This window comes from Rhodococcus sp. IEGM 1330, from assembly GCF_033142445.1.
GTDB lineage: Bacteria > Actinomycetota > Actinomycetes > Mycobacteriales > Mycobacteriaceae > Rhodococcoides.
The window spans coordinates 809355-833825 of the sequence record NZ_JAWLSB010000001.1 but is presented as its reverse complement, the minus strand read 5'-3'; the positions used below and the strand labels follow the sequence as shown (position 1 = coordinate 833825).

Below are 24471 nucleotides of genomic sequence, written 5' to 3'. Positions count from 1 at the left end.
GTCAGTGGCGTAGTTGGCGGTCGCTGCCGATCACCAGCCACTTACCGGACAGCACCCGGCCCGCGACCGCGAGCATGCGCAGGGCGACGAAGACGCCGAGCCCTATCCAGATCCCGACCAACCCCCAGTCGAACACCAGAGCCGACCAGATGAACGGCAGAAAGCCCACGACGGCGCACGCCATGGTCGCATTCCGCAGAAAAGCAGCGTCACCACTGCCGAGCAGCACTCCATCCAACGCGAACACCACTCCCGCAATGGGAATGATTGCGACGAAGATCCACCAGATCGCATGCATCTCGTCGATGACCGACGCGTCGGTGGTGAACAACTCCGGGACGAACGAGCGCCCGACGGCGAACACGCCGGCGAGGACTACCGCGAACACCGTCGACCATGCCGTCAATCGCCACGCCAGTGCGCGTGCATCATCGATCCTGCTTGCGCCCAGGGCGGCCCCGACCAGCGTCTGAGCGGCGATTGCCAAGGAATCGAGCATCAACGACACCAGGTTCCACATGTGCAGCACCACCTGGTTGGCGGCGACCGAGGCTGCTCCGAAGCGCGACGCGACGGCGGCGGCCGAGAGGAAGCAGGCCTGGAAGGCCAGGCTGCGCACGATCAGGTCGCGGCCCAGCACCAATTGCGCGCGCATCACCGACCAGCGCGGGCGCAATTCGGTGCTCGCTCGCACGACTGCGCCGACGAACAGCGCACCGGCGACGCCTTGCCCGATCACATTGGCCACGGCCGATCCCACCAGCTCCAGACGCGGGAATCCGAGCAACCCATGAACCAGAAGTGGGCACAGAACCGCCGACACACCGAAGCCGAACACGACGAAACGCAATGGGGTCACCGTGTTCTGGACTCCGCGCATCCATCCGTTTCCGGCCAGAGATACCAGGATGAACGGGACACCGAGCAGAGCCACCCGCAGCCACGCGACGGCCTCGGGGGCGATGTCGCCGCCGCCGGTGAGCACCGACACCACGGGCTCGGCCGCGAGCTGCATCACCGCGACGATGGCGATACCGATCGCGAAGGCCAACCAGGTTGCCTGCACACCCTCGCCGACGGCATCACGTTCGCGACCGGCACCGTGCATGCGAGCCGCTCGCGCGGTCGTGCCGTAGGACAGAAAGGTCAGCTGGGTGCTGACCTGGGCCAGCACGAGCCCGCCGATCGCCAGGCCTGCAAGGGCCACGGCACCCAGCCTGCCGACCACGGCGGCATCGAACAACAGGTAGAGAGGTTCGGCGGCGAGGACGCCGAGGGAGGGCAGCGACAGACCGAGAATTTTTCGAGCGGTGACCGGAGTGGAGCTCACGACGCCGAAAGGGCCCCGCGCAGCGCATCGATCACGTCGGGCAGGTCGCCGGTCGCGGTGTAGCCGGCTGCATTGCGGTGCCCGCCGCCGCCGAGTTCACACGCCACTGCCGAGACGTCGACCTCGGTCTTCGAGCGCAGGGAGACCACCCAGACAGAGCCGAAGTCCTGTTGCTTGAGCACTGCGGCCACCTCGGCTTCGGAGGTGGTGCGCACGATGTCGATCACGCTCTCGATCTCCTCGGACCGCAATCCGGCCGAATCCTCGCTCCGAATGACGGCGTACACCAGACCTCGTCCGTCCGCTGCGTCGGGAATCAAGGATGCCGAACCGAGCACGGACCCGAGCATCGGCAGCCAATCGAACGGGTGAGTGTCGAGTAGCTTGCGGGCGATGTGAGCGCCGTCGATGCCCGTGGCCAACAATCTCTCGGCCAGCAGATGAGAACCCGGGCGAACCCAGCGGAACGAACCGGTGTCGGTGACCAAGCCCGCGAACAGCAGGTGAGCGAGATCGGCATCGATCTCGACGCCCCACTGATCGAACAGACGCGCGATCACGGCGGTGGTGGATTCGGCGGATGCATGCACCACGTTCAGCGTTCCGAATCGAGTGTTGCTGCGGTGGTGATCGATGACGAGGCTGGCCGACGCCGTGTCGAGTCGGTCACCCAGCGAACCCAGCCGACCCCGACTTCCGGCATCGACCGTGACCACCAGGTCTACGGTGTCGGTGACCTGGTCGGCGTCGACCAGAAGGTGCCGACCGGGCAGTTCGTCCATCGACTCGGGCAGGGACGCCGGTGCAGCGAACGCCACCTGGACGGTCGCGCCGCGACGTTCGAGTACCGAACCGAGCGCAAGCCCACTACCGATCGTGTCGGCATCGGGCTGGACGTGACACAGCACGGTCACCGAGGATGCCCGTTCGAGCATCTCGATCGCCTGAGCCAGATCCTCGTCGGTCTCCGACACCGACCCCGAACCATCGGACATGTCAGTCGGCTTCGGCGGGCTCGACGTCTGCGGCTTCGCGCGGAGCTTTGTACGGGTCCGCGTCCCCGGCGGGCTTGGCGTTCGCACGGGCACGGGCCAGTTCCTCGTCGGCCACGCGGGCGCGTTCGAGAAGATCTTCCATGTGGCGCGCGGTGTCGGGCACCGTATCGGTCACGAACGTCAAAGTCGGTGTGTACCGCACGCCCGTTCCGGCTCCGACCTTCGAGCGCAGCACACCCTTGGCCTTCTCCAGCCCTGCCGCGGCAGCCTGCAGATCGGGCGGAGTATCGAGATCTTCACCCATCACGGTGTAGTAGACCGTGGCATCGTGCAGGTCGGCGGTCACCTTGGTATCGGTGATGGTCACGAATGCCAGCCGTGGATCCTTGATCTCGTGATCGATCGCCGTTGCAACGATGGCGGCGATTCGCTTGGACAACTTACGAGCCCTGGCCTGATCCACCACGACAATCACACTCCTCTTTCATGGCCGAACGTCGATTCTGTTCCGACGTAGCGGCGGTTGTGCACTTCACGTCTGCCGAGCAGTGCTCGGCGGACTTCCCGGATCAATCCTCGGGTCCGAAGATTCTCCGGCGTACTGCCAACAGTTCCAGATCGTGGCGTTCGGCGACATGCCGTTCGCACTCGTCCAGTTTGTCGTGCAGTAGGTCGACATCGGTACCGGCCGCGGCAACCCCCAGCAGGGACCGCCGAATACGTTCTCGCTCACCGGTTTCGGCAGCCGAGACTCCCAGCCGTTGCAAGTCGCCGAGTACCGGTTCCACCATCGACCGTTTCTCGGCGAGCGAACGCACATCCCCCAACAACACGTCCAACTCCAGAGCACCCAGATACACGCTGACGTCCTTCGATCAGCTTCGACGACAAAGCCGGTGGCGGTACATCTGTCGTACCACCACCGGCTCGAAAGTCGGAGCGCAGTGTCACTCCCCTGGCTTCACCACCGAGCCGACGCGACCGGATGCGGAGCCGAACGGCTCCGCATCTGTTCTAGTCGCGCGGCTTTTCACGGAGTTCGTACGCCTCGATGACATCGCCCACCTTGATGTCGGAGTACGTCACCGTCAAACCACACTCGTAGCCCTCACGGACCTCCGTCGCGTCGTCCTTCTCGCGGCGGAGCGAGGAGATCGTGACGGTTTCCGCGACAACGGCACTGTCTCGGATGAGTCGCGCCTTGGCGTTGCGACGGATCGTACCGGAGGTGACGAGGCAACCGGCGATGTTTCCGACCTTGGAGGAACGGAACAGCGCGCGGATCTCGGCCTGCCCGAGGGCAACCTCTTCGTACACCGGCTTGAGCATGCCCTTGAGGGCCTTCTCGATCTCGTCGATGGCCTGGTAGATCACCGAGTAGTACCGGATGTCGACGCCTTCGCGGTTGGCAAGCTCGGTGGCTTTGCCTTCCGCTCGAACGTTGAAGCCGATGATGATCGCGTTGGATGCCGACGCCAGGTTGACGTTGGTCTCCGTGACGCCACCGACACCGCGGTCGATCACGCGCAGTTCGACCTCGTCGTCGATCTCGATACCGAGCAGCGCCTCTTCGAGCGCTTCCACGGTTCCCGAGTTGTCACCCTTGAGGATCAAGTTGAGCTGCGAAGTCTCCTTCAGAGCTGCATCGAGATCGTCGAGGCTGATGCGCTTGCGGCTCTTGGCTGCCAGAGCATTGCGCTTACGTGCGTTTCGACGGTCGGCGATCTGACGGGCGATCCGGTCCTCGTCGACGACCAACAGGTTGTCGCCTGCACCGGGCACCGACGTGAAGCCGATGACCTGCACGGGACGGGACGGCATCGCTTCGGTGACGTCCTCGCCGTGCTCGTCGACCATCCGACGAACGCGTCCGTATGCGTCACCGGCGACGATCGAGTCACCGACACGCAACGTTCCGCGAGCGATGAGCACGGTCGCGACCGGGCCACGACCACGGTCGAGGTGCGCCTCGATGGCGACACCCTGAGCGTCCATGTCCGGGTTGGCGCGCAGATCGAGCGACGCGTCGGCCGTCAGCAGCACCGCTTCGAGAAGAGCATCGATGTTGGTGCCCTGCTTGGCGGAGATGTCGACGAACATCGTCTCGCCGCCGTATTCCTCGGCGACCAGACCGTATTCGGTGAGCTGCTGCCGGATCTTGTCCGGGTTCGCGCCTTCCTTGTCGATCTTGTTCACCGCGACCACGATCGGCACGTCGGCTGCCTGGGCGTGGTTGATGGCCTCCACCGTCTGTGGCATGACGCCGTCGTCGGCTGCGACCACCAGGATCGCGAGGTCGGTGGCCTTGGCACCACGGGCACGCATGGCCGTGAAGGCCTCGTGACCGGGGGTGTCGATGAACGTCACGAGACGTTCGTTGCCTTCGAGCTCGGTCAGCACCTGGTAAGCACCGATGTGCTGCGTGATTCCGCCGGCCTCGCCTTCGCGCACCGTGGTGTTGCGAATCGAGTCGAGCAGTCGCGTCTTACCGTGATCGACGTGGCCCATGACGGTGACCACCGGGGGACGCTGTTCCAGATCTTCCTCGCCGCCGGCATCCTCGCCGTAGGTGAGGTCGAACGAGTCGAGCAGCTCACGATCTTCGTCCTCAGGACTGACGACCTGAACAACGTAGTTCATCTCGCCGCCGAGAAGCTCCAACGTCTCGTCGTTGACGGACTGCGTCGCGGTGACCATCTCGCCGAGGTTGAACAGGGCCTGCACCAGTGCGGCCGGGTTCGCGTCGATCTTGTCCGCGAAGTCCGACAGCGATGCGCCGCGGGCGAGACGGATGGTCTCACCGTTGCCGCGGGGCAGCCTGACGCCGCCGACTGCGGGAGCTTGCATGCTCTCGTACTCGGCGCGTTTCGCCCGCTTCGACTTGCGGCCACGACGAACTGCTCCGCCGGGACGACCGAATGCACCTGCTGCTGCGCCGCGCTGACCGGGGCGTCCACCGCCGCCGGGACGACCGCGGAAACCACCTGCGGGGGCACCGCCTGCGGGGGCACCACCGGGAGCGCCGGGAGCACCGCCGCCGCGGTAGCCACCGCCACCGGCACCGCCACCGGGACGTCCGCCCGGAGCGCCACCCGGACGACCGGGACGACCTGCTGCGGGGCTGGGACGTGCCGAACGGGTCGGCATGGCACCGGGGTTGGGGCGAGGAGGCATCGAGCCGGGGCTCGGACGAGGTCCGGCCTGGCCCGGTGCGGGACGAGGCCCACCCTGCCCGGGAGCCGGACGACTGCCACCGGACGGTGTAGCGGGACGAGGCCCACCCTGTCCGGGAGCGGGTCGTCCGCCACCGGGGCGCGGAGCACCGGGAGCGGGCCGGGGAGCCGGTCGCTCCACGGGAGCCGAGGAGTACGGGTTGTTACCGACACGCGGAGCCTTCGGGCCGGGCTTGGGGCCGGGACCTGCGGGCTTGGGAGCTGCCGGGGCCGGTGCAGCGTCGCTGGTAGCAGCCGACGCGGCCGGAGCCTGCTCGACCGGAGCGGCGGGCGCTGCAGGCGCAGCGGTGGGCGCTGCTGGGGCCGGAGCCGGTGCGGCAGCCGGAGTTGCGGGTGCAGCCGGTGCTGCCTCCACGGGGGCTTGCGCTGCGGGTGCTTCCGGCTCTGCCGGACGGGATACCGGCTTGGGGCCGGGACGGGGTCCGCCCGGTTTCGCTGCGCCCGGCTTCGCCGTGCTGCCTGCTGCGCGATCGGCCGCTGCGCGACCGTTCGGTGCAGATGCGGCGGGTGCCGACGCGTCCGTGTTCTCGGACGGGAAGGATTCACGCAGTCGACGTGCCACAGGGGCTTCGACTGTGGATGATGCGGACTTGACGAACTCGCCTTGCTCTTTGAGCCGTGCGAGTAGTTCCTTGCTGGTGACACCGAGTTCTTTAGCCAACTCGTGCACGCGGGCCTTGCCTGCCACTGCTCTCCTCACTGAGAGGCCGAGCGAGGCTTGGTGCCCGCACGACCTCGGGTTATCTCCGATGGACGTTCATCGTTGGTGCTTCACGGTGTGCTCATCAGTGCTGTTGCCTGTTCTTGTCGACGGGTGTTGCTCTTGTCGTGTCCTCGGCCTGCAGCTGTTCGTACTCGTCGAGCACGACTGTCACTGCGGACGATTCCACATTTCCCGATATCCGAAACGCGCGACCGAAGACTCGGCGTCGTTCCGCATTGTGCAGGCATTCTCGGCTGTAGTGCAACCACGCACCACGGCCGGACATCGAATGCCGGACGTCGGGGACGAGAGCGAATTCGTGCGAACCAGCTTCTCGAACCACGATCCTCAACAGATCGGTGGCCGGCACTCGCTCCCTGCACCCGATGCATGTACGAATCGGCCGGCTTGTCACTACCGGATACTCGCGTTCATGCCCCTGGGCGGAGAGGTCGTTACCGAACCATCGACCACTCTACCGCTGTATTGCCCCGAACTCCGCATTCCGGCCCTACGCGCTGGTCGTCTCGGGTGCCGCCGCATCGCTGCGGATGTCGATGCGCCAACCGGTCAATCGGGCGGCAAGTCGAGCGTTCTGCCCTTCCTTGCCGATGGCCAGAGAAAGCTGGTACTCGGGAACCACGACACGGGCCGCACGAGCGGCCGCGTCGACGACGGTCACCGAGACGACCTTCGACGGGGAAAGAGCATTTCCGACGAACGTGGCCGGGTCCTCGTCGAAGTCGATGATGTCGATCTTCTCGCCTGCCAGTTCGCTCATCACGTTGCGCACGCGCTGCCCCATCGGTCCGATGCAGGCACCCTTGGCGTTCAGACCGGACACGGTGGACGCGACGGCGATCTTCGAGCGGTGTCCCGACTCACGGGCCACTGCCACGATGTCGACCGAACCGTCGGCGATCTCGGGCACCTCGAGGGCGAACAGCTTGCGCACCAGATTCGGATGGGTGCGCGACAGCGTGATCTGCGGGCCCCGGTTGCCCCGGGCGACTCCGACGACGTAGCACTTGATGCGTTCGCCGTGCTCGTAGCTCTCACCCGGCACCTGCTCGGCGGGCGGCAGGAGGCCGTCGGCTCCGTTGGCGTCACTGCCGATGCGGACGATGACGGTGCCCTTGGCGTTGGCGCGCGTGTCGCGCTGGATGACACCGTTGACGATCTCACCCTCGTGCGTGGAGTACTCGCCGAACGACCGCTCGTGCTCGGCGTCGCGTAGGCGCTGCAGGATGACCTGACGCGCCGTGGTCGCCGCGATGCGTCCGAAGCCTTCCGGGGTGTCGTCCCACTCGGAGATCAGATTGCCGTCGGCGTCGAGCTCCTTGGCCATCACCCGAACGGATCCGGTCTTGCGGTCGACGTCGATCCACGCGTTGGACTGGTGCCCCTCGGTGTGCCGGTAGGCCGTCAGCAATGCGGTCTGAATCGTCGAGATCACCATCTCGATCGGAATTCCCTTGTCCGCCTCGATGGCACGCAATGCGGCGATGTCGATATTCACTTGTCCGACCCTTCTTCCGGTGCTTCCACGTCCACGATCTCATCGGTGTTCGCGGGTGACGGCCTACTGCCGACCACGCCACCCGCCAGGTCCATCTCTTCGGCACTGGGCCGCGAGAACTCCACCTGTACAACAGCTTTCACAACATCGGACAGCGCAACGGAGCGCGTCGACAGCACACCCTTCTCCTTGATCACCACGGTGACCGAATCACCGTCGAGCACACCGACGCGACCGTCGAACTTGCCGTCGGCGAGTTCGATACGCACCTTGCGTCCGCGGGAACGACGCCAATGTCGAGCCTCGGTCAGCGGGCGGTCGATTCCGGGGGTGGTCACTTCGAGGGTGTACGGAGCTTCCCCGAAGTCCGTCACGGCATCGAAGGCATCCGAGATCTCGCGGCTCAGTTCGGGGAGCGCGTCGAGGTCGATTCCCTCTTCGCGATCGACCATGATCCGGACTGCACTGTGCTTTCCTGCGGCGACAACGTTCACGTCTTCGAGGTCGTAACCCCGTTCTCGAACGAGGTCGGCGAGCAGTTCGACAACCCTTTCCTTGGACGGAACAGGCATGTCGCGAACTCCTCGTGTGTAGTTGTGGGCGATCCGGCGTACGGCAGCCGGACTGCGTTTGGTGAACCAACAGCCTACCGCCCCGCAGACACTGCTCGTGACCACGATCGGCCGACGCGACACCCGGGCACGGCACGTGCGAGGGCTGCGGTCTGGCACGATATCGGAGTGCCAACGCCGACCGTCCCCTTCGCGCTCAGTCGCCGCGGGTTGTTCCGACTCGCCGGTGTCGCTGCTCTGTCCGCGGCCACCGTGTCGAGTGTTGCGGCCTGCAGCCAAGAGACGATCTCGGGTCCTGCCCTCGATACCCTGACCGCACAGTTGCGCGCAGCCCGCGCCGATGCCGCGGATGCCACCGCGGCATCGACGGTGATCCCCGAGTACGCAGCCGCACTCGGGATCGTTGCGGCGCAGCGGACCGAGCACGCCGATGCGCTCGACACCGAGATCGCCCGCGCCACCGGTGCCTCGACCGATACGTCGTCGGTTACGGCCACCACTACACCCGCTCCCACGACGCCGCCGCCCGATCTCGCCGCAGTGCGGGAGATGTTGACCTCCTCTGCTCGCAGCGCAGCAGATGCGGCGCGCAACGAAAGCGGTTACCGGGCCGGCCTTCTCGGTTCGATCAGCGCCTCGTGCACTGTCTCGGCCCTGGTGGTTCTGGCATGAGCGATCTCGGTCCGGAACAGCAAGGCCTCGTCGATGCACTCCACGCCGAGTACGCGGCGGTGTTCGCCTACGGCGTCGTCGCGGCGTTCTCCAACCCCACTCGCGCCGAGGTGGTGGCGTCGAACACTGCCGCTCACCGCACGCGCCGAGACGCGACCATCGATGCACTCCAGGCGGCGAGCGTCACTGTGCCACTGCCTGATCCGGCGTACGCCTCCCCGTTCCCGGTGACCGACGCGATCTCGGCTGCGCAGTTGGCCGCGCAGGCCGAGATCGACACGAGCATCGCGTGGCGTTCGCTGATCGAACGCAGCCGGTCGGGAGCGACCCGCGACATGGGAGTGCAGGCGTTGACCGACGCTGCGGTTCGCCTCGCGACGTGGCAGCAAATTCTGGGCGTCATTCCGTCGTCGACGGCATTTCCCGGCCAACCGTGAGCGCTTCCGCCGGTCCGGCGGAACGTCCCGGCATGAACAGCGCCGCCACGAGTCCGATCGCCACCGCCCCTGCGCCGACGAGCAGGGCGGGTGCCAAGGCGTCGGTGTAACCGGTGGGCGTCAGTGATCCACCGGCTCCGATGAACACTGCTGTCAGTACTGCGATGCCGAGCGCGATACCCACCTCTCGCACGGTGGAGTTCGCACTGCTCGCGGTGGCGTGATCGTCGTCCTTCATGTCCCGCAGCACTGCGGTGGCGGACGGAGCGAACGTCAGTCCCATGCCCACTCCGGCCATCAGCAGCGCCGGGACCATCGACAGGTACTCGGTGTCGGGTCCCAGAATCAGTGCCATCCACACGAGCGAGACCGACTGCAGCGACAGACCGCCGACCAACAACCCACGCAGTCCGACGCGCTCGGCGAGCAGACCTGCGATCGGTGCGACCACCATCGGCGCGGCAGTCCACGGCAGCGTGCGTAGGCCTGCCTGGAACGGCGTGTAGTTCATCACGATCTGCAGGTACTGCGCGAGGAGGAACACCGCCCCGAACATGCCGAGCGAGAACGTGATTCCGATGATGTTGGCGAGGGTGAAGCTGCGCGAACGAAAGAGTGCAAGCGGCAGTACCGAGTGCCGGGTGCGCGAGGCACGCAGAACGAAGACGACGAGCAGCACCGCCGAGCCGATGAAGCCGGCGAGCACCGTGGCCGACGCCCACCCGTCGTCGTTGCCGTGCACCACCGCCCACACCAGGAGGAAGACACCGCCACCCGCGAGGACAACGCCGAGCAGATCGAGCGGTTGGATACGCCCTGCGGTTTCCTTCAGCGCGATGTACGCCAGCGGAACTGCGACGAGGGCCACCGGTACGTTGATCCAGAAGATCGCCTGCCAGGAAATCCCGTCGACCACGGCTCCGCCGACCACCGGCCCCAGCGCGACGCCGAGTCCGGAGACTCCACCCCAGATCCCGATTGCCATCGCGCGCTTGCCCACCGGCACCACCGCGGCGAGCAGCGCCAGCGACAACGGCATGATCGCGGCGGCACCGATTCCTTGCACGGCGCGCGCCGCAATGAGCATCGCTGGAGTGGCAGCGAGCGCACTGGCCACCGAGGCGGCGGTGAAAACAGCGATTCCGCCGAGGAACACCGCGCGTCTGCCCCATCTGTCGCCGAGCGTCGCCGCCGTGAGCATGAACGTGGCGAAGCTGAGGGTATAGGCGTTGAGGAACCACTGCAGTTGTCCGACGGAGGCGTTCAGATCCTGCTGAATGACCGGGAGTGCGCTGGTCATCACCAGATTGTCGAGCGTTGCCATGAACATCGGCAGAGATGCCGCGAGGATGCCGAGCCACACGGGAACGTTTCGAGTGGCGGGCTGCACTGCAGGTGGAGAGGCTGTGGCGGTCATTGGGGTCGTCCCGTCTCAAGCTTGTAAGCATCGAATGATTACTTATTCGACACCGTAAGTTATCGACTGATAACCTGTCAACATGTCCGACGCCTCAGTGCCCAAGCCCAAAGCCACCCGTATGGATGCGGCCGACCGCCGAGAGCTCGTCCTCGACGCGGCGATGCGCGCGTTCGCGCGCGGGGGCTACGCCGGCACCAGTACCGATGCAGTCGCGAAGGAAGCAGGTGTCTCTCAGCCGTACGTGGTCCGAATGTTCGGCACCAAGGTCGAGTTGTTTCTCATGGTGTTCCAACGCTCCGTCGACGGCATCATGGCCGCGTTCGATGCCGTGCTGGCGGCGGGCCCGCTCGACCCCGACGACGACAGCACCTGGGCGAGTCTCGGTTCCGCCTACGCCGATCTGGTGGCCGATCGCGACCTGCTGATGGTCATGATGCACGGATTCGGCGCAGGCGCGGTACCCGAGATCGGCCGGGCGGCCCGGGAGGGAATGGGTGCCATCTACAGCCAGATACGCGACGGCACAGGTTGTTCCGAGGATCAGGCACGGCAGTTCATCGCGCACGGGATGCTGCTCAACGTCCTCATGTCGATGCAGGCACTCGAGCATCCGAACGACAGCGCCGGACTGCAGGAGATGACGATGTGCGCGTTCGGAACCACGCTGGTTCCGGCCGACCCCGGCTGAGCGTCAGAGCTAGGGACGCATCTCGTACCGGCCGTCGTAAGAGGCGACCTCGTTCCACACCGCATCGAATCGACCCGTATCGACCACCGGCTTGCGTATCGCGTCGAGAGCCCACTTCTGTTGCGCCGCAGACGATGAGGGCTTTCCGTACAACGCGACGGCGTAGCCGGAGAAGTCTCTGATCTGGAAGTCGAAGATCTGGTCCATCATCTCGGGCGAGATCTCGTCGGCTTGTTCGAGCACGAGATGGCCGTAGACGACGAGTGAGAACAGGTGCCCCACCACGAGAAGAAAATCGAGATCCTTCTGCTGCGCTTCGTCGGGCGCACAGTCCTGAAGAAACGATCTGAACGCCTGTGCCTGCTCGTAGAACCGTCCTACGTTGGGTATCCCGGAGTGCTTGCGGTACAGCGGGTTCCAATCATGGAACCGGACAGAGCTCGCGCCACGGGCCGGCCCCTGCGCGAAGAAGAAGCTGTCGTCGATCGGCTCGGTCAGGGTACCGACGTCCGGGTAGTCGGTGGGCGAGAACATGTACGCCGGCATGAATTTGAGCATCAGCGCCACGTTGACGTGCACCGTGCCTTCGAGCTTCGGCAGTGTTCCGATCAGCTGGGCGGCTTCACGGAAGTAGGTGTTCTTTTCGTACCCTTTGGCCGCGATGACGTCGTGCAACAGACGAACGACCGTTTCGCCCTCGGAGGTCACCTTCGCCTTGGTCATCGGATTGAACAGCAGGTATCGCCGGTCTTCGGGTCCCGCGGCACGGAAGTAGTCCAGCGCCCGCGCGCTGAACAGCTTCATGGCGATCAGCCGGGAGTATGCGTCGACGAATGCGCTGCGGACGTGCGGGAAGTCGGTGACGCGATTGCCGTACAGAATTCTGTTGTTCGCGTGTGTGATCGCCTCGTAGAACGCGTGCTCACAGATGCCGATGGATCCGGTGCACAGGTTGAACTTTCCGACGTTGACGGTGTTCAGTGCAGCCGAGAATGCGTCGGCACCGGTGTGCAGGATGTCCTGTTTCCGGACGGGGTAGTTCTCGAGCGCGAACGTGCTGACGTACATCTGCCCGTGGACGACGCTCTCGCGAAGCCGATAGGCCGGGTGCGCGCTGTCGGCCACGAAGAACACATACGAGTCGGATCCGTCGACGTCGGTGCGTCGGCCGAACACCGAGACCATGCCCGCCACGTTGCCGTTCCCGATGTAGTACTTCTCCCCCGACGCGGTGAACTCGAGCTCGGAGTCCTCCGACGCGGGCGTCAACAGCATGTCGGTGGAGTAGACGTCGGCTCCGTGTGCGCGCTCGGACAGCCCGAACGCCATCACACCGCCGCGGTCCAGCTCGCGCGCGGCGCGGCGTTTGGCGTCGTCGTTGGCACTCATCCAGATGGGGCCGAGACCCAGCACGGTGACCTGCCAGGTGTACCAGTAGGCCAGACCGTAGAACCCGAGAACCTCGCTCAGCGCTGCATTGCGAGCAGCGTCCCATCGCGTGTTCGCCGATCCGTCCGCATAGGCGGCGGGCGTGGAGAAGGTTGCGAACAGCTTCTGCTCGGCGACGAACTCGATGAAGTCCGCGGGCCAGACTGCATCGAGATCGTCCGCGAGCAGCCTGGCCTTGCCTCGATTCTCGAACCACTCGATCAAGGCGCGCAGCTGTCGACGAGAGTCGCCGTCGAGCTCGGCCGGATCGAAGGTTGTGGGATCGAACAGCGCATAGTGAGACACGTGGTGACCTCTCATAGTCGTTGACCCGAAGCTACCAGCGGGTAAACGACCGCGCAGAGAGATCGCGAGACTCTCCTACGGTGTGTGCCGCACAGCCTTCACGATCTCCTCGACCGCCGAGTCGATGTCCAGCTCGCGACTCTCACCGGTGAAGCGATCACGGATCTCGACCTTGCCGTCGGCCCAGCCGCGGCCGAGAACGACCACGAGCGGAACACCGATCAGTTCCGAGTCCTTGAACTTCACTCCTGGCGAGGCCTTGCGATCGTCGAAGAGAACCTCGATGCCCTGTGTATCGAGTTGTGTCGCAATGGATTCCGCGCCTTCGCGCGCTGCGTCGTCCTTGTTCGCGATCACCAGGTGGACGTCTGCAGGCGCAACTTCGGAGGGCCACCGTAGGCCCTTGTCGTCGTGCATCTGCTCCGCGATCACAGCGACCAGACGCGAAACACCCACTCCGTAGGAACCCTGCGTCAGACGAACCGGCTTGCCGGCCTCACCGAGGACGTCGACCGAGAACGCATCGGTGTACTTGTAGCCGAGCTGGAAGATGTGTCCGATCTCGATTCCGCGGGCGCTGACGAGCGGCCCGCGACCGTCGGGAGACATGTCGCCATCGCGCACCTCGGCTGCTTCGATGGTGCCGTCGGGGACGAAATCGCGACCGGCGACGAGGTTCACCACATGCTTGCCCTGGACATCCGCACCGGTGATCCACGATGTCCCGTCGACGACCCGCGGATCGACGAGGTAGCGAACTCCGTTGGCCTGCAACGCGCGAGGCCCGATGTACCCCTTGATCAGGAACGGATTGGCAGCGAAGTCCGCGTCGGTCAGCAAGACGAACTCGGCAGGCTCGAGCGATGCTTCGAGGCGCTTCTCGTCCACCTCTCGGTCACCGGGCAGCCCGATCGCGAGCAGCTCCCACTCCCCCTCGACGTTACGCACCTTGAGCAGAATGTTCTTGAGTGTGTCCGCCCCGGTGACGGTGCGTCCGAGATCCGCGGAGTTGGCCCACTCGACGAGGGTCGCGATGGTCGGGGTGTCGCCCGTCTCGTGGTCGACGGCAGCGGGCTGCCCCTCGATGGGCAGCGGCGCAGGCGCCGGCGTGGTGACGGCCTCGACATTGGCCGCGTATCCCGATTCGATGCAGCGCACGTAGGTGTCCTCACCGATGTCGCTCTCGGCCAGGAATTCCTCGGAGGCGCTGCCTCCCATGGCACCGGACGTCGCGGCGACGATGACGTAGCTGACACCGAGGCGGGCGAAGATGCGCTGGTACGCCTCACGGTGGGCGGCGTAGGACTTCTTCAGTCCGTCCTCGTCCATGTCGAAGGAGTACGAGTCCTTCATCACGAATTCGCGGCCGCGCAGAATGCCGGCGCGGGGGCGCTCCTCGTCGCGGTACTTGGTCTGAATCTGGTACAGCATGACCGGCAGGTCCTTGTACGAGTTGTATTCGGCCTTGACCGTCAGCGCGAACAGTTCCTCGTGGGTGGGACCGAGCAACATGTCGTTGCCCTTGCGATCCTGCAACCGGAACAGCGCGTCGCCGTATTCGGTCCACCGATTGGTGGTCTCGTACGGCTCGCGCGGCAGCAGTGCGGGCAGAGATATCTCCTGCGCGCCGATGGCGTTCATCTCCTCGCGCACAACACGCTCGACCTGCCGCAGCACACGCAGACCCAACGGCAACCAGGAGTAGACGCCCGGCGCGATACGACGAACGTAGCCGGCGCGGACCAACAGCTTGTGGCTGTCGACCTCGGCGTCGGCCGGGTCATCGCGAAGGGTACGAAGGAACAACTGCGAAAGACGGGTGATCACGGGTTGTCAGACTAGTCGCTCACGCAGTGCCTGTGAGCAGGCGGCCGTACAGTGAGTAGCCTTGACCATCGTGCTGATTCTGCTGCCTCCCTCCGAGACGAAGTCCGACGGCGGTTCCGGAGCACCTCTCGATCTGGACCGACTGTCTTTGCCCTCGCTGACGCCGCTTCGTCGAAAGCTCGCCGAGGCGCTGGTAGAACTCTCCGCCGACATCGACGCGTCGATCGCGGCGCTCGGCCTCGGACCCACTCAGGCGGACGAGATCGAACGCAACGCCCGGTTGTGGACCTCACCCACCACACCTGCACTGCAGCGATATACCGGCGTGCTCTACGACGCCCTCGACGCGTCGTCGTTCACCCGGGCCGGTCGCGCCCGAGCGGACGCGAGGCTGTGGATCGGCTCGGCTCTGTTCGGGGCCGTCCGTGCCTCCGATCCGATTCCGTCCTACCGACTCTCCGGTGGATCGACCGTTCCGAATTTCGGGACCCTGCGATCACACTGGAAGCCCGAACTCTCCGACGCCATCGAAGCCGAGGACGAGGGGATCGTCTTCGACCTCCGATCCGGCACCTATCAGCAGCTCGGTCCCGTCCCCGGCGCGATCACCGCAACGGTGCTCACCGAGAAGCCCGATGGCAGCCGATCGGTGGTGAGCCACTTCAACAAGCATCACAAGGGTCTGCTGGCGCGCGCGTTGACCCTGACCACCGCCGAGCCGAAGGACGTGAAAGCCGTTGCGCGCGTTGCATCCAAGGCCGGCCTCCGGGTCGAAGTGGCGTCGAGCACCGAATTGATCGTGCTCACCGAATGAACGAGATTCCGGAACTGCTCCGCCGCGGCGCCGACGCATCGGTCGGCAAGACCAAGAGCCAACGCGTCGCCGACGACGTCGCAGATCGACTGGTGTCGATGGACGCGACCGAACTCGGCTCTCGGGCGCTGACGAACATGATCGAGACGATGTACGAAAACGGCTGGCAGCCCATGGATCTGGTGCACGTCGTGCGGCGTCAGCACACGGTGGCCGTGGCCAATCTCGCTGCCGCGATACTGCTGCATCAGGCCGATCTCACCGACGCCGACTCGCGGGCCCCGCAGGACTGGGTGGATCAGATGTCCACGATCTGCGAGCAGTTTCCCAGGGTTGCGGCCCGGGTCGAGGCCACGCCCGATTTCCTGACCGCATACCTGACCTCCTCAGGTAAGTCCGATTACATCGCGGCCAGTGATCAGTGGCTCGACGTGCTCACCTTGCTCGGTCAATGGCAGACACTCCCCCGGTGGCCTCAGCTCGGCCCCAAGCCGTCCCAGTGGCCGCGCACTCGTCCCACGGTGACGGGTGTCGCCGGCAACGACTCACCGAACACCAAGATGCTGAGCAAGATTCGCGGTCTGCTGGCCAAAGCCGACGCCACGGACTTCGAGGAGGAGGCCGAGACGCTGACGGCCAAGGCGCAAGAGTTGATGACGCGCTACTCCATCGACACCATGCTGCTCTCACACGGCCACATCGATATTCACGGCCGACGCGTTCACGTCGACGGCCCGCACGCCCCAGCCAAGGCGCAGCTGCTGCACGTCGTCGGAACCGCAAACCGCGTCAAGGCGATCTGGGATCCGGAGTTCGCCGTCGCAACCCTGGTCGGAGCTCCGGTGGACGTGGAACAAACCGAATTGCTGTTCACCTCCCTGCTGGTTCAGGCGACCCGCGCCCTCGGGCACTCACCGCAGGCGAAGAAGCGCAAGAAGGCCGGTTCGGCGGCGTTCGGCAAGGCGTTCCTCTACGCCTATGCCGTCCGCATCGGAGACCGCCTCACCGACGCCGATGCACACGCACTGGAGGAGGTCGCGGTCGAATCGGCCGATCTGCTCCCTGTTCTGGCTGCGCAGACCGTCGCCGTCGAGGCCGAATTCGATCGACTGTTCCCGACGGCGAAGCCGATGCGCGGTCCACGCCTGGACGCCGAAGGATGGGATTCGGGCCAGGCCGCGGCCGACGACGCCCACATCGGTTGACGATTGCCCACAGGATATTCGGTTGCCTACCTGGACAGGTGCGCAGCCGACCATTCCGTGGGCACACTCAGCGACGACGCTCGGCCCTGGCGCACGCACGATCGAATCGCTCGCGAACCTTTCCGAACTGCCAGAGGTCTTTCCACGTCCACCGGAAGACCTCCAGCCCTCGATCCCGTAACTCGTCCTCGCGCAACTTTTCCAGCGCCAACGTCTGACCGGTCGCGTACTTGCCCATGCCGTCGAATTCACCGACCAACCGCCACCGTTTCCAATAGAAGTCCACCCTCGCGAGAAACTCGGTGCCCACCCGCAGCACCTGCTTCAGCGCCGGTTCCGGGAAGCCGTACTCCTTCATCCTCAGCCTGCTCAGGGATTCTCCTGGACTTTCACTGAGCCCGCTCATGGCTGCGACCGCTCGACGGGCAGCACCGATTCCGTTCATGCGCGCCGATACCTCCAACGCTGCTCGCAGCCGATCCATCGACACCTTCTTCTATCGCAGTGCCGAATCACCGATCACCACGGCATGGTCGAGGTCGAGCAGTCGCGCGCAGTCGACCACCGTCCGATCGAGGGCCGTCACCGAAATTCCCTGTTCCACGGTGACGAAAGGTGCCGGGAGCGAGGCAGAGTGCACGTGCAGTCGCGACGTCGTACGCCCTTTTCCCCCGGGGGTCGTCAGGTGCACACGGTCCAGATCGGTGTTCCACAGGTCGAGTCCGTGCAGCACAGCGGCAGACACGTGGCTGACTACGGCGGCTTCGGCATTGGTCGACGTGGCGGCAATCGCGGTCAGCCGGTGCATTCCTCGCGGATCGAGCGTCGAACACAGCTGCCGCTGCGCATACATCCCAGGAACGATTCGGATCAACTCCCCTCTGGCACAGAGTCGTTGCAGCTCGGTGTTGGTATAACCGGCACTCATCGCTGCCGTGCGGGAAATCAGACCGTGTCGATCAGGATCCATGCACCGATACTGAGCCGAAATGGAGTCCACAAACCGAGCAGCACAGCAATTGTGGACAACTCGGGCCCTGTGGATCATTGGTGGGACGCCGATACCACACCTGTATGCCCACAAATATTCAGCTGCCTACCTGTACAGCTGGGTAGCTGAATATTTCGTGGGCAAAGGCAAAGGCACAGATTTCAGCCTTTTTGCGCGTCTTCCTGAGCTGCCTGGGCCTGAGCGACCTGCTGCGGGGTGAAGCGGATGAACACCGCAGCGATTCCCGCGACCACGGCGCACACGGCGCAGCAGAACAACGCGAACATGTAGCCGGAACTCAGTGCATCGAGCTGATTGTCGTTCATCAGCGTCGCCGGTCCGGAGATGCCGCCCAGCGAGAGGGTGCGCGAGGTGACCAACGCGCCGATCACGGCCAGGGCAAGCGGCCCGCCGAGAGTCTGGGCAACCAGGGCGATGGCGGTCAACGGGCCGATCTCGGTGGGGCTCACTCCGGCGATGGCGCACAGCGGTAGCGGCACCACCGTCAGGCCGACACCGAATCCGATGCCGATGACGGGGAAGAACAGGCCGGGGAAGTACGACGAGTCCGCGTTCATCGTCGCGACCGACACCATCAGCCACCCGACCATGATGACGGCACCGCTCAGAATCAACCAGCGGGGAGCGATTCGTGTCACCAGCTGCGAGGCCAGGAACGCCGCGGCACCGAGTCCGAAGGCGAACGGCACGAACGCCAGGCCCGCGTGCAACGGGCTGTATCCCAGGATGTCCTGGACGAACAGTGCCACGTAGGCGGCGAGGCAGAACATCACGCCACCGGCGAAGAAGATGGCCACGAACGTCGCCACTCGGTCTCTGCTGCCGAACAGCGAGAACGGGAGCAGCGGATTGTCGGCGCGTCGCTCGACCAACAGGAACAGCCCGAGGAAGAGCAGTCCGGCGAGCAGCGAGACGATGACGATCGGATTGGTCCAGCCCAGTTCGGTGCCCTCGCTCAGAGCCAGCACCACCCCGGTGCAGCCGAGCGTCGCGAGAATCGCTCCCGGCACGTCGAGCGGCAACTTCGCCCCCACCGTCTCCTGCAGCGACACGACCGCGAGCACCACGATGACGACACCGATCGGCACGTTGATCAGGAAGATCCACCGCCACGACACCTCGGTCAACGCACCGCCGATGATCAGGCCGGCAATGGAGCCGACACCCGTCATGGCCGCGTAGATCGCGATGGCCTGATTCCGAACCGGGCCCGGCGCGAACGTGGTCGCCACCAACGCGAACGCAGTGGGCGACGCCACCGCAGCTCCGACACCCTGGAGCGCGCGAGCCGCTACCAGCGTCGCCTCGTTGACTGCGAGCCCGCACAGCAGGGATGCGATGGTGAACAGCACGACGCCGGCCAGGAACATCTTCTTGCGGCCGAAGGCGTCACCGAGTCTGCCGCCGAGGAGCATCAGCCCGCCGAAGGCGAGGGCATATGACGTGAGCACCCAGTTGCGTCCGGCATCGGACAGACCCAGATCGGCCTGCAACGGTGCCAGAGCGAGGTTGGCGACCGTACCGTCGAGCACCACCATCAACTGCAAGCCGCTCAGGACGATGATCGCCAACCCGAACGCTCGGGTCGTCACCGGGTACTTGATCTCGGTGCTGGAGGTATCGGACATCGATGATTCAGGCACGGGCGTTCACGTTACCGGCGTGTACAGAGAAACCGGCAACGGTTCCGATGACCACGATGGCCGGGGGCCGGATCTCCGCGTCGCGAACCGCATCGGCGACCGTGCTCAGAGTCGCGCGCACTTCACGCTGGGTGCGCATGGTGCCTTCCTGAACGACGATCACCGGGGTGTCGGACGGCCGGCCACCGGCGATGAGTACGTCGGCGAACAGACCGATGCGTTCGACGGCCATCAGCAACACGATGGTGCCCTTGAGCTTGGCCAGCGCGTTCCAGTCGACGAGCGAATCGGGATGGTCGGGTGCCACGTGGCCGCTGACGACGACGAACTCGTGGGTGACGGCGCGGTGCGTCACCGGGATCCCGGCGGACGAGGGCACCGAGATGGCGCTGGTGATGCCCGGTACCACGGTGACCGGGATTCCCTCGGCGGCGAGCGCTTCGAGTTCTTCGTATCCTCTACCGAACACGTAGGGGTCGCCGCCCTTTAGCCGGACGACGAACTTGCCTGCCTTCGCGCCGTCGATCAGCGCCTGGTTGATCGCCTCCTGCGCCATCGCGCGACCGTACGGAATCTTCGAGGCATCGATGACCTCCACATGCGGACCCAGTTCGGCCAACAGCTCGGGCGGTGCGAGCCGATCGGCCACCACGACGTCGGCATAGGCGAGCAGCCTGCGCCCGCGGACGGTGATGAGGTCCGGATCACCGGGTCCGCCGCCGACCAGCGCGACGCCCGTCAACGGCGCATGGGCCGAGTCGGCGACCACACCGGACTGCAGAGCTTCGACGACGGCATTGCGGACCGCGGCCGATCGACGGTGCTCGCCGCCGGCGAGGACACCGAGGGTCAGCCCGTCCCATTCCGCCGACGCCGGGGTGACCGCGGTGCCGTCCTTGGCGATGTCGGCTCGCACGCAGAAGATCTTGGACGCGGTGGCCTCGGCGACGATGGCGATGTTGGTGTCGGCCTCGTCGGTGCACGCGACGGCGTACCAGGCGTCGGCGAGGTCGCCCTCGCGATAGTCACGCAACTCGATGGTCACCTGACCGGCCGTCGCCATCGCCTCCACGGCGGGCGTCGCCTCCCGAGTGATGACGTGCACCACGGCACCACAGGAGATCAGCAGCGGCAATCGACGCTGCGCGACGGTGCCGCCACCGACCACGACGACGCGTCGACCTTCCAGATTGAGGCCGACCAGATAGGGAGAGTCAGTCGCGTTCACGAGAGGAAACGCTACCGCGCGCGCTGCACCCGCTTTTCGTCCCATACGGGCTCATCGGATTCGTAGGCCTGACCGGTGCTGCCGAACACGAGGAATCGGTCGAAGCTGCGGGCGAACCAGCGGTCGTGGGTCACGGCGATGACGGTGCCGTCGAACGCTGCGATCGCGTCTTCGAGTGCGTCGGCGGACATGAGGTCGAGGTTGTCGGTGGGCTCGTCCAGCAGCAGCAGGGTGGCGCCGGACAGTTCGAGGAGCAGAATCTGAACACGCGCCTGCTGGCCGCCGGAAAGATTGTCGTACGACTGTTCGGCGGCTCTGGCCAGACCGTAGCGGTCCAGTGCCCTACCGGCGGCCTCCCGGCCCATGCCGTCGCGGTGTTCGTTGCCCATGTGCAAGATGTCGAGGAGCGTGTTGCCCGCGAGATCCGGCCGAGTGTGGGTCTGCGCGAACAGGCCGGGCCGGACGCGAGCACCGAGCACCGCGGTACCGGTGTGCGGAACCGGATCGAGTGCCAGTTCCTGAACCGGCTCGTGCTCCTTCTCGGGATCGGTGCCACCATTGGCCAGTAACCGCAAGAAGTGCGATTTGCCGGAACCGTTGGAGCCCAGCACGGCGACGCGGTCTCCGTACCAGATCTCGGTGTCGAAGGGCTTCATCAGTCCGGTCAGTTCCAGAGCCGTACAGACCAACGCGCGCTTGGCTGTTCGTCCACCACGCAGACGAACGGTGACGTGCTGCTTCAACGGCACCGCCTCCGGCGGTCCGGCTTCCTCGAACTTGGCCAACCGAGTCTGGGACGCGTGGTAGCGAGCGGCGACCCCGTCGTTGAATTTGGCCTTCTCCCGCAGGCGCAGCACCAGTGCCCGGAGTTTGACCAGTTCCTCGTCCCATCGCCGTCGCAGTTCGTCGAGCCGAGCATTACGGTCCTCGCGCGCAGCGTGATATGTCGCGAACCCGCCACCGTGCACCCAGGAGGTCGCACCGCTGACGCCCGGTTCCAGCGTCACGATCCGGTTCGCGGCATTGGCGATGAGCTCCCGGTCGTGGCTGATGAACAGGACGGACTTGTCGGAATCACGAATGGTCGCTTCGAGCCAGCGCTTGCCCGGCACATCGAGGTAGTTGTCCGGCTCGTCGAGAAGCAACAGATTGTCCGAGCCGGCGAACAACGCTTCGAGTACGAGACGCTTCTGCTCACCGCCACTGAGGGTCGACGCAGCGCGCCACTTCGCGCGGTCGAACGGCATTCCGAGTGCTGCCGTGGTGACCTTGTCCCAGAACGGCTCGAGGTCGTAACCGCCGACATCGCCCCAATCGGACAGGGCCTGCGCGTATTTCATCTGGGTCTTCTCGTCGTCGACCTCGATCATCGTGTTCTCGGCTGCGTCGAGTGCCGCAGCGGCCGTCTGCACGTCCGGGGACGCAACCGACAGCAGCAGATCACGCACGGTCGAGTCGTCCCGCAGCTGGCCGACGAACTGCCGCATCACCCCGAGCGAGCCGGAACTCGACACCGACCCCTCGTCGGGAGTCTCGTCCCCCGCGATGATGCGCGTCAGCGTCGTCTTGCCCGTTCCGTTGGGCCCGATCAGGGCCGTCTTGGCACCGTCACCGACGCGAAACCCGACACCGTTGAGCAGCTGCCGCCCGTCGGGCAGGAAATAGACGATGTCGTTCAGTTCGAGGTGGGCCACAACGAACCAGCCAACCTCATCGGCCGGGTGATGGCCAATCGTTTAATTGTTCACTAGGCGAGGGCCAGGACCGAAGTCTCGGTGAGAACCTGTTTGCCAGCATCGTCGACGTGGGCGTGGTGCACCCGCAACCGAGCGGAGTCGCCGTGCAGGGTCAGCAGCATGACGCCGTTGTCGAACCAGGGTCCTGCCTCGGCTTCCCATTCGACACCGGACGGGCCCACGTGTGCCGCGCGCGCCAGCTTCGACAGAATGCGTGCGGCGGGCCGTTTGATGGCCAGCTTGTTGACCGCTCGAATCGGCAGATCGAGCGGATTGCGAAACGGCGACATGGTCAGCTGATACGTGGCCGGTACTTCGCGCCCGCCGACCCCGAAGTCCGCGTTCGCCACGTACGAGCAGTGCACGTCGCCCGAGAGCCACATGATCGAGGCGGGTGCGTTCTCGCCGCGGGAGAGCTCACGCGTCAGGGCAGCCATGTCGTTGAACGAGTTGGTGAAGGCAGCCCAGTGTTCGAGGTCGAGGCCGATTCGCATCTTCTCGGCCACCTTGGCCGACATCGACCCCCAACTTCCCTGCGCCACAGCCTCGTTCCACTGTTCGAGGTAATGCAGGGCGGGCAGCATGAGGTAAGGCAACGACGAACCGAACAGCAGATGCCGTGGGCTGGCTTCGAGTGCGCGGTCGCGTACCCACGCCCACTCCTTCTCGTCCACCATTTCTCTGTTGTCCGGATCCAGGTTTCGAGAGCAGCGTGAATCGATCATGATCAGCCGGGTATCACCGAAATCGCGATAGAAGCTCCAGCGTCCGGTTTCGGGCTTGCGGTCGACGCGTAACGCGAAGTCGGACAACAGCTTCTCTCGATCTGCATCGGTGTCGGCCGATCGTACCGCGGCGTACATTTCGTCCTGCGCCAATTCCTTGGGCGAGAGGTTGCCGAGGTGCTGGTACACCCAGTACGAGGAATACGCGCCGACCACGCGATCGTTCCACCACGGCCGTGTCACGATGTCACGACGCCACGAGGCGGACGAGTTCCAGTCGTCGCGCAGATCGTGGTCGTCGAGGATCATGCACGACGGGATACTCGCCATCAGGGTCCGTACCGGCTCGAGTCCCCACGATTCCCGGTACAGCCAGGAGTACTCCTCGAAATCGCAGATCTCGTTCTCGGCGTCGGTCCCGATCGCGCTGGAGGGACCCTCGCCCGAGCGTCGGCGCGCCTGGAGCCGTTCGACGATCTCCGGCGACGGGTCATCGGCGTAGACCTGGTCACCGAGGAGCAGCAACGCCTGCGGCCACTGACTCGGATCCTGCTCGATTAGCGCGTTCCCCAGCCCGGCCAAGGCGTCGGCTCCGATCTGCTTCAAGGATTCGTCGCTGTAGTTGTCACCCCGCCGACACGATCCGAAGGCCAACGTGACGGGTCCGTCGGCATCGACGGTGTGGATGGCGGCCGTCCGACCCTCCGGGGGCCACACGCGACGCTCGTCGACGAACACCTCGTAGTGCACCGTTGAGTTGGCCGGTAGTCCCTCGAGTGGCACCAGCGCGTAGTGGTGGCCGTGCACTCCCCACGTTCGTTCGGAACCGCGGACGCCGGCGTCGGTCACGACCGAAATGTTCGCCGATTCGGCCATCTCGAACCACAGGGTCGCCGTCTCGGTGCCGACGTACCGAACGATCGGACCGAGTAGGACGGTGCTGTCGGATGTCATTGGTTCCACATTGCCCGCGTCGGC

Annotated in this window: 22 protein-coding genes; 5 read left to right on the top strand and 17 right to left on the bottom strand. The window is 65.3% G+C overall.

The genetic code is table 11. The features are described 5' to 3' along the window. Position 1: 1 nt before the first annotated feature. The 8 genes from R4P57_RS03815 to rimP form a co-directional block, all read right to left on the bottom strand. On the bottom strand, positions 2-1330 hold the full coding sequence (locus tag R4P57_RS03815; protein ID WP_317801509.1) for an MATE family efflux transporter: 1329 nt from the start codon (positions 1328-1330) through the stop codon (positions 2-4). After that, positions 1327-2325, bottom strand: coding sequence for a bifunctional oligoribonuclease/PAP phosphatase NrnA (locus R4P57_RS03810; protein ID WP_317801508.1), 999 nt, complete (start codon positions 2323-2325; stop codon positions 1327-1329). The genes R4P57_RS03815 and R4P57_RS03810 overlap by 4 nt, the downstream gene beginning before the upstream one ends. A gap of 1 nt (position 2326) precedes the next feature. Beyond that, the gene (gene rbfA, locus R4P57_RS03805) at positions 2327-2791 is read right to left on the bottom strand and encodes a 30S ribosome-binding factor RbfA (protein WP_317801704.1); all 465 of its coding nucleotides are present in this window, start codon (positions 2789-2791) and stop codon (positions 2327-2329) included. 103 nt (positions 2792-2894) lie between these two features. Continuing rightward, positions 2895-3185 (bottom strand): DUF503 domain-containing protein, encoded by a 291-nt coding sequence (locus R4P57_RS03800; protein ID WP_068050194.1) that lies wholly within the window; start codon positions 3183-3185, stop codon positions 2895-2897. A 154-nt stretch (positions 3186-3339) separates the two neighbouring features. After that, the gene (gene infB / locus R4P57_RS03795; protein WP_317801507.1) at positions 3340-6246 is read right to left on the bottom strand and encodes a translation initiation factor IF-2; all 2907 of its coding nucleotides are present in this window, start codon (positions 6244-6246) and stop codon (positions 3340-3342) included. A 97-nt stretch (positions 6247-6343) separates the two neighbouring features. Further along, the gene (locus R4P57_RS03790; protein WP_317801506.1) at positions 6344-6676 is read right to left on the bottom strand and encodes a YlxR family protein; all 333 of its coding nucleotides are present in this window, start codon (positions 6674-6676) and stop codon (positions 6344-6346) included. 96 nt (positions 6677-6772) lie between these two features. Beyond that, entirely contained in the window at positions 6773-7780 is a 1008-nt protein-coding gene (gene nusA, locus R4P57_RS03785) for a transcription termination factor NusA (protein WP_121870110.1), read from the bottom strand. Further along, positions 7777-8352 (bottom strand): ribosome maturation factor RimP, encoded by a 576-nt coding sequence (gene rimP / locus R4P57_RS03780; RefSeq protein ID WP_317801505.1) that lies wholly within the window; start codon positions 8350-8352, stop codon positions 7777-7779. Before rimP ends, nusA begins: the two co-directional genes overlap by 4 nt. 168 nt (positions 8353-8520) lie before the next feature. Here rimP and R4P57_RS03775 point away from each other — a divergent pair, with 168 nt between their 5' ends. Both R4P57_RS03775 and R4P57_RS03770 read left to right on the top strand, forming a co-directional pair. Beyond that, a complete protein-coding gene (locus R4P57_RS03775; RefSeq protein WP_317801504.1) occupies positions 8521-9024 on the top strand; it encodes a hypothetical protein in 504 nt (167 codons plus the stop codon). After that, positions 9021-9461 (top strand): ferritin-like domain-containing protein, encoded by a 441-nt coding sequence (locus R4P57_RS03770; RefSeq protein ID WP_317801503.1) that lies wholly within the window; start codon positions 9021-9023, stop codon positions 9459-9461. Before R4P57_RS03775 ends, R4P57_RS03770 begins: the two co-directional genes overlap by 4 nt. Here the strand turns inward: R4P57_RS03770 and R4P57_RS03765 are convergent. Beyond that, complete coding sequence (locus R4P57_RS03765) at positions 9424-10878, bottom strand: DHA2 family efflux MFS transporter permease subunit (protein ID WP_317801502.1); 1455 nt, start codon at positions 10876-10878, stop codon at positions 9424-9426. The genes R4P57_RS03770 and R4P57_RS03765 overlap by 38 nt on opposite strands. A gap of 82 nt (positions 10879-10960) precedes the next feature. Here R4P57_RS03765 and R4P57_RS03760 point away from each other — a divergent pair, with 82 nt between their 5' ends. Further along, positions 10961-11569, top strand: coding sequence for a TetR/AcrR family transcriptional regulator (locus R4P57_RS03760; RefSeq protein ID WP_411742280.1), 609 nt, complete (start codon positions 10961-10963; stop codon positions 11567-11569). Positions 11570-11578: 9 nt separating this feature from the next. Here the strand turns inward: R4P57_RS03760 and R4P57_RS03755 are convergent, their stop codons facing one another. After that, complete coding sequence (locus R4P57_RS03755) at positions 11579-13303, bottom strand: acyl-CoA dehydrogenase family protein (protein ID WP_317801501.1); 1725 nt, start codon at positions 13301-13303, stop codon at positions 11579-11581. A gap of 75 nt (positions 13304-13378) precedes the next feature. Continuing rightward, positions 13379-15130, bottom strand: coding sequence for a proline--tRNA ligase (locus R4P57_RS03750; protein WP_317801500.1), 1752 nt, complete (start codon positions 15128-15130; stop codon positions 13379-13381). A gap of 70 nt (positions 15131-15200) precedes the next feature. Here R4P57_RS03750 and yaaA point away from each other — a divergent pair, with 70 nt between their 5' ends. Continuing rightward, entirely contained in the window at positions 15201-15944 is a 744-nt protein-coding gene (yaaA, locus tag R4P57_RS03745; RefSeq protein WP_317801702.1) for a peroxide stress protein YaaA, read from the top strand. Beyond that, positions 15941-17149, top strand: a complete 1209-nt coding sequence (locus R4P57_RS03740) for a DUF2786 domain-containing protein (protein WP_317801499.1) — start codon at positions 15941-15943, stop codon at positions 17147-17149. The genes yaaA and R4P57_RS03740 overlap by 4 nt, the downstream gene beginning before the upstream one ends. 67 nt (positions 17150-17216) lie before the next feature. Here the strand turns inward: R4P57_RS03740 and R4P57_RS03735 are convergent, their stop codons facing one another. From R4P57_RS03735 to R4P57_RS03710, 6 genes are all read right to left on the bottom strand, one after another. Continuing rightward, on the bottom strand, positions 17217-17633 hold the full coding sequence (locus tag R4P57_RS03735) for a hypothetical protein (RefSeq protein ID WP_317801498.1): 417 nt from the start codon (positions 17631-17633) through the stop codon (positions 17217-17219). 12 nt (positions 17634-17645) lie between these two features. Then, the gene (locus tag R4P57_RS03730; protein WP_317801497.1) at positions 17646-18119 is read right to left on the bottom strand and encodes a type IV toxin-antitoxin system AbiEi family antitoxin domain-containing protein; all 474 of its coding nucleotides are present in this window, start codon (positions 18117-18119) and stop codon (positions 17646-17648) included. 182 nt (positions 18120-18301) lie between these two features. Continuing rightward, positions 18302-19789: an MFS transporter gene (locus R4P57_RS03725; RefSeq protein ID WP_317801701.1), complete on the bottom strand. Its 1488-nt coding sequence runs from the start codon at positions 19787-19789 to the stop codon at positions 18302-18304. 7 nt (positions 19790-19796) lie between these two features. After that, on the bottom strand, positions 19797-21077 hold the full coding sequence (gene cobA / locus R4P57_RS03720) for a uroporphyrinogen-III C-methyltransferase (protein ID WP_317801496.1): 1281 nt from the start codon (positions 21075-21077) through the stop codon (positions 19797-19799). Then, positions 21044-22726, bottom strand: coding sequence for an ATP-binding cassette domain-containing protein (locus R4P57_RS03715; RefSeq protein ID WP_317801495.1), 1683 nt, complete (start codon positions 22724-22726; stop codon positions 21044-21046). Before R4P57_RS03715 ends, cobA begins: the two co-directional genes overlap by 34 nt. A gap of 53 nt (positions 22727-22779) precedes the next feature. Further along, positions 22780-24447 (bottom strand): alkaline phosphatase D family protein, encoded by a 1668-nt coding sequence (locus R4P57_RS03710; protein ID WP_317801494.1) that lies wholly within the window; start codon positions 24445-24447, stop codon positions 22780-22782. Positions 24448-24471: the final 24 nt, after the last annotated feature.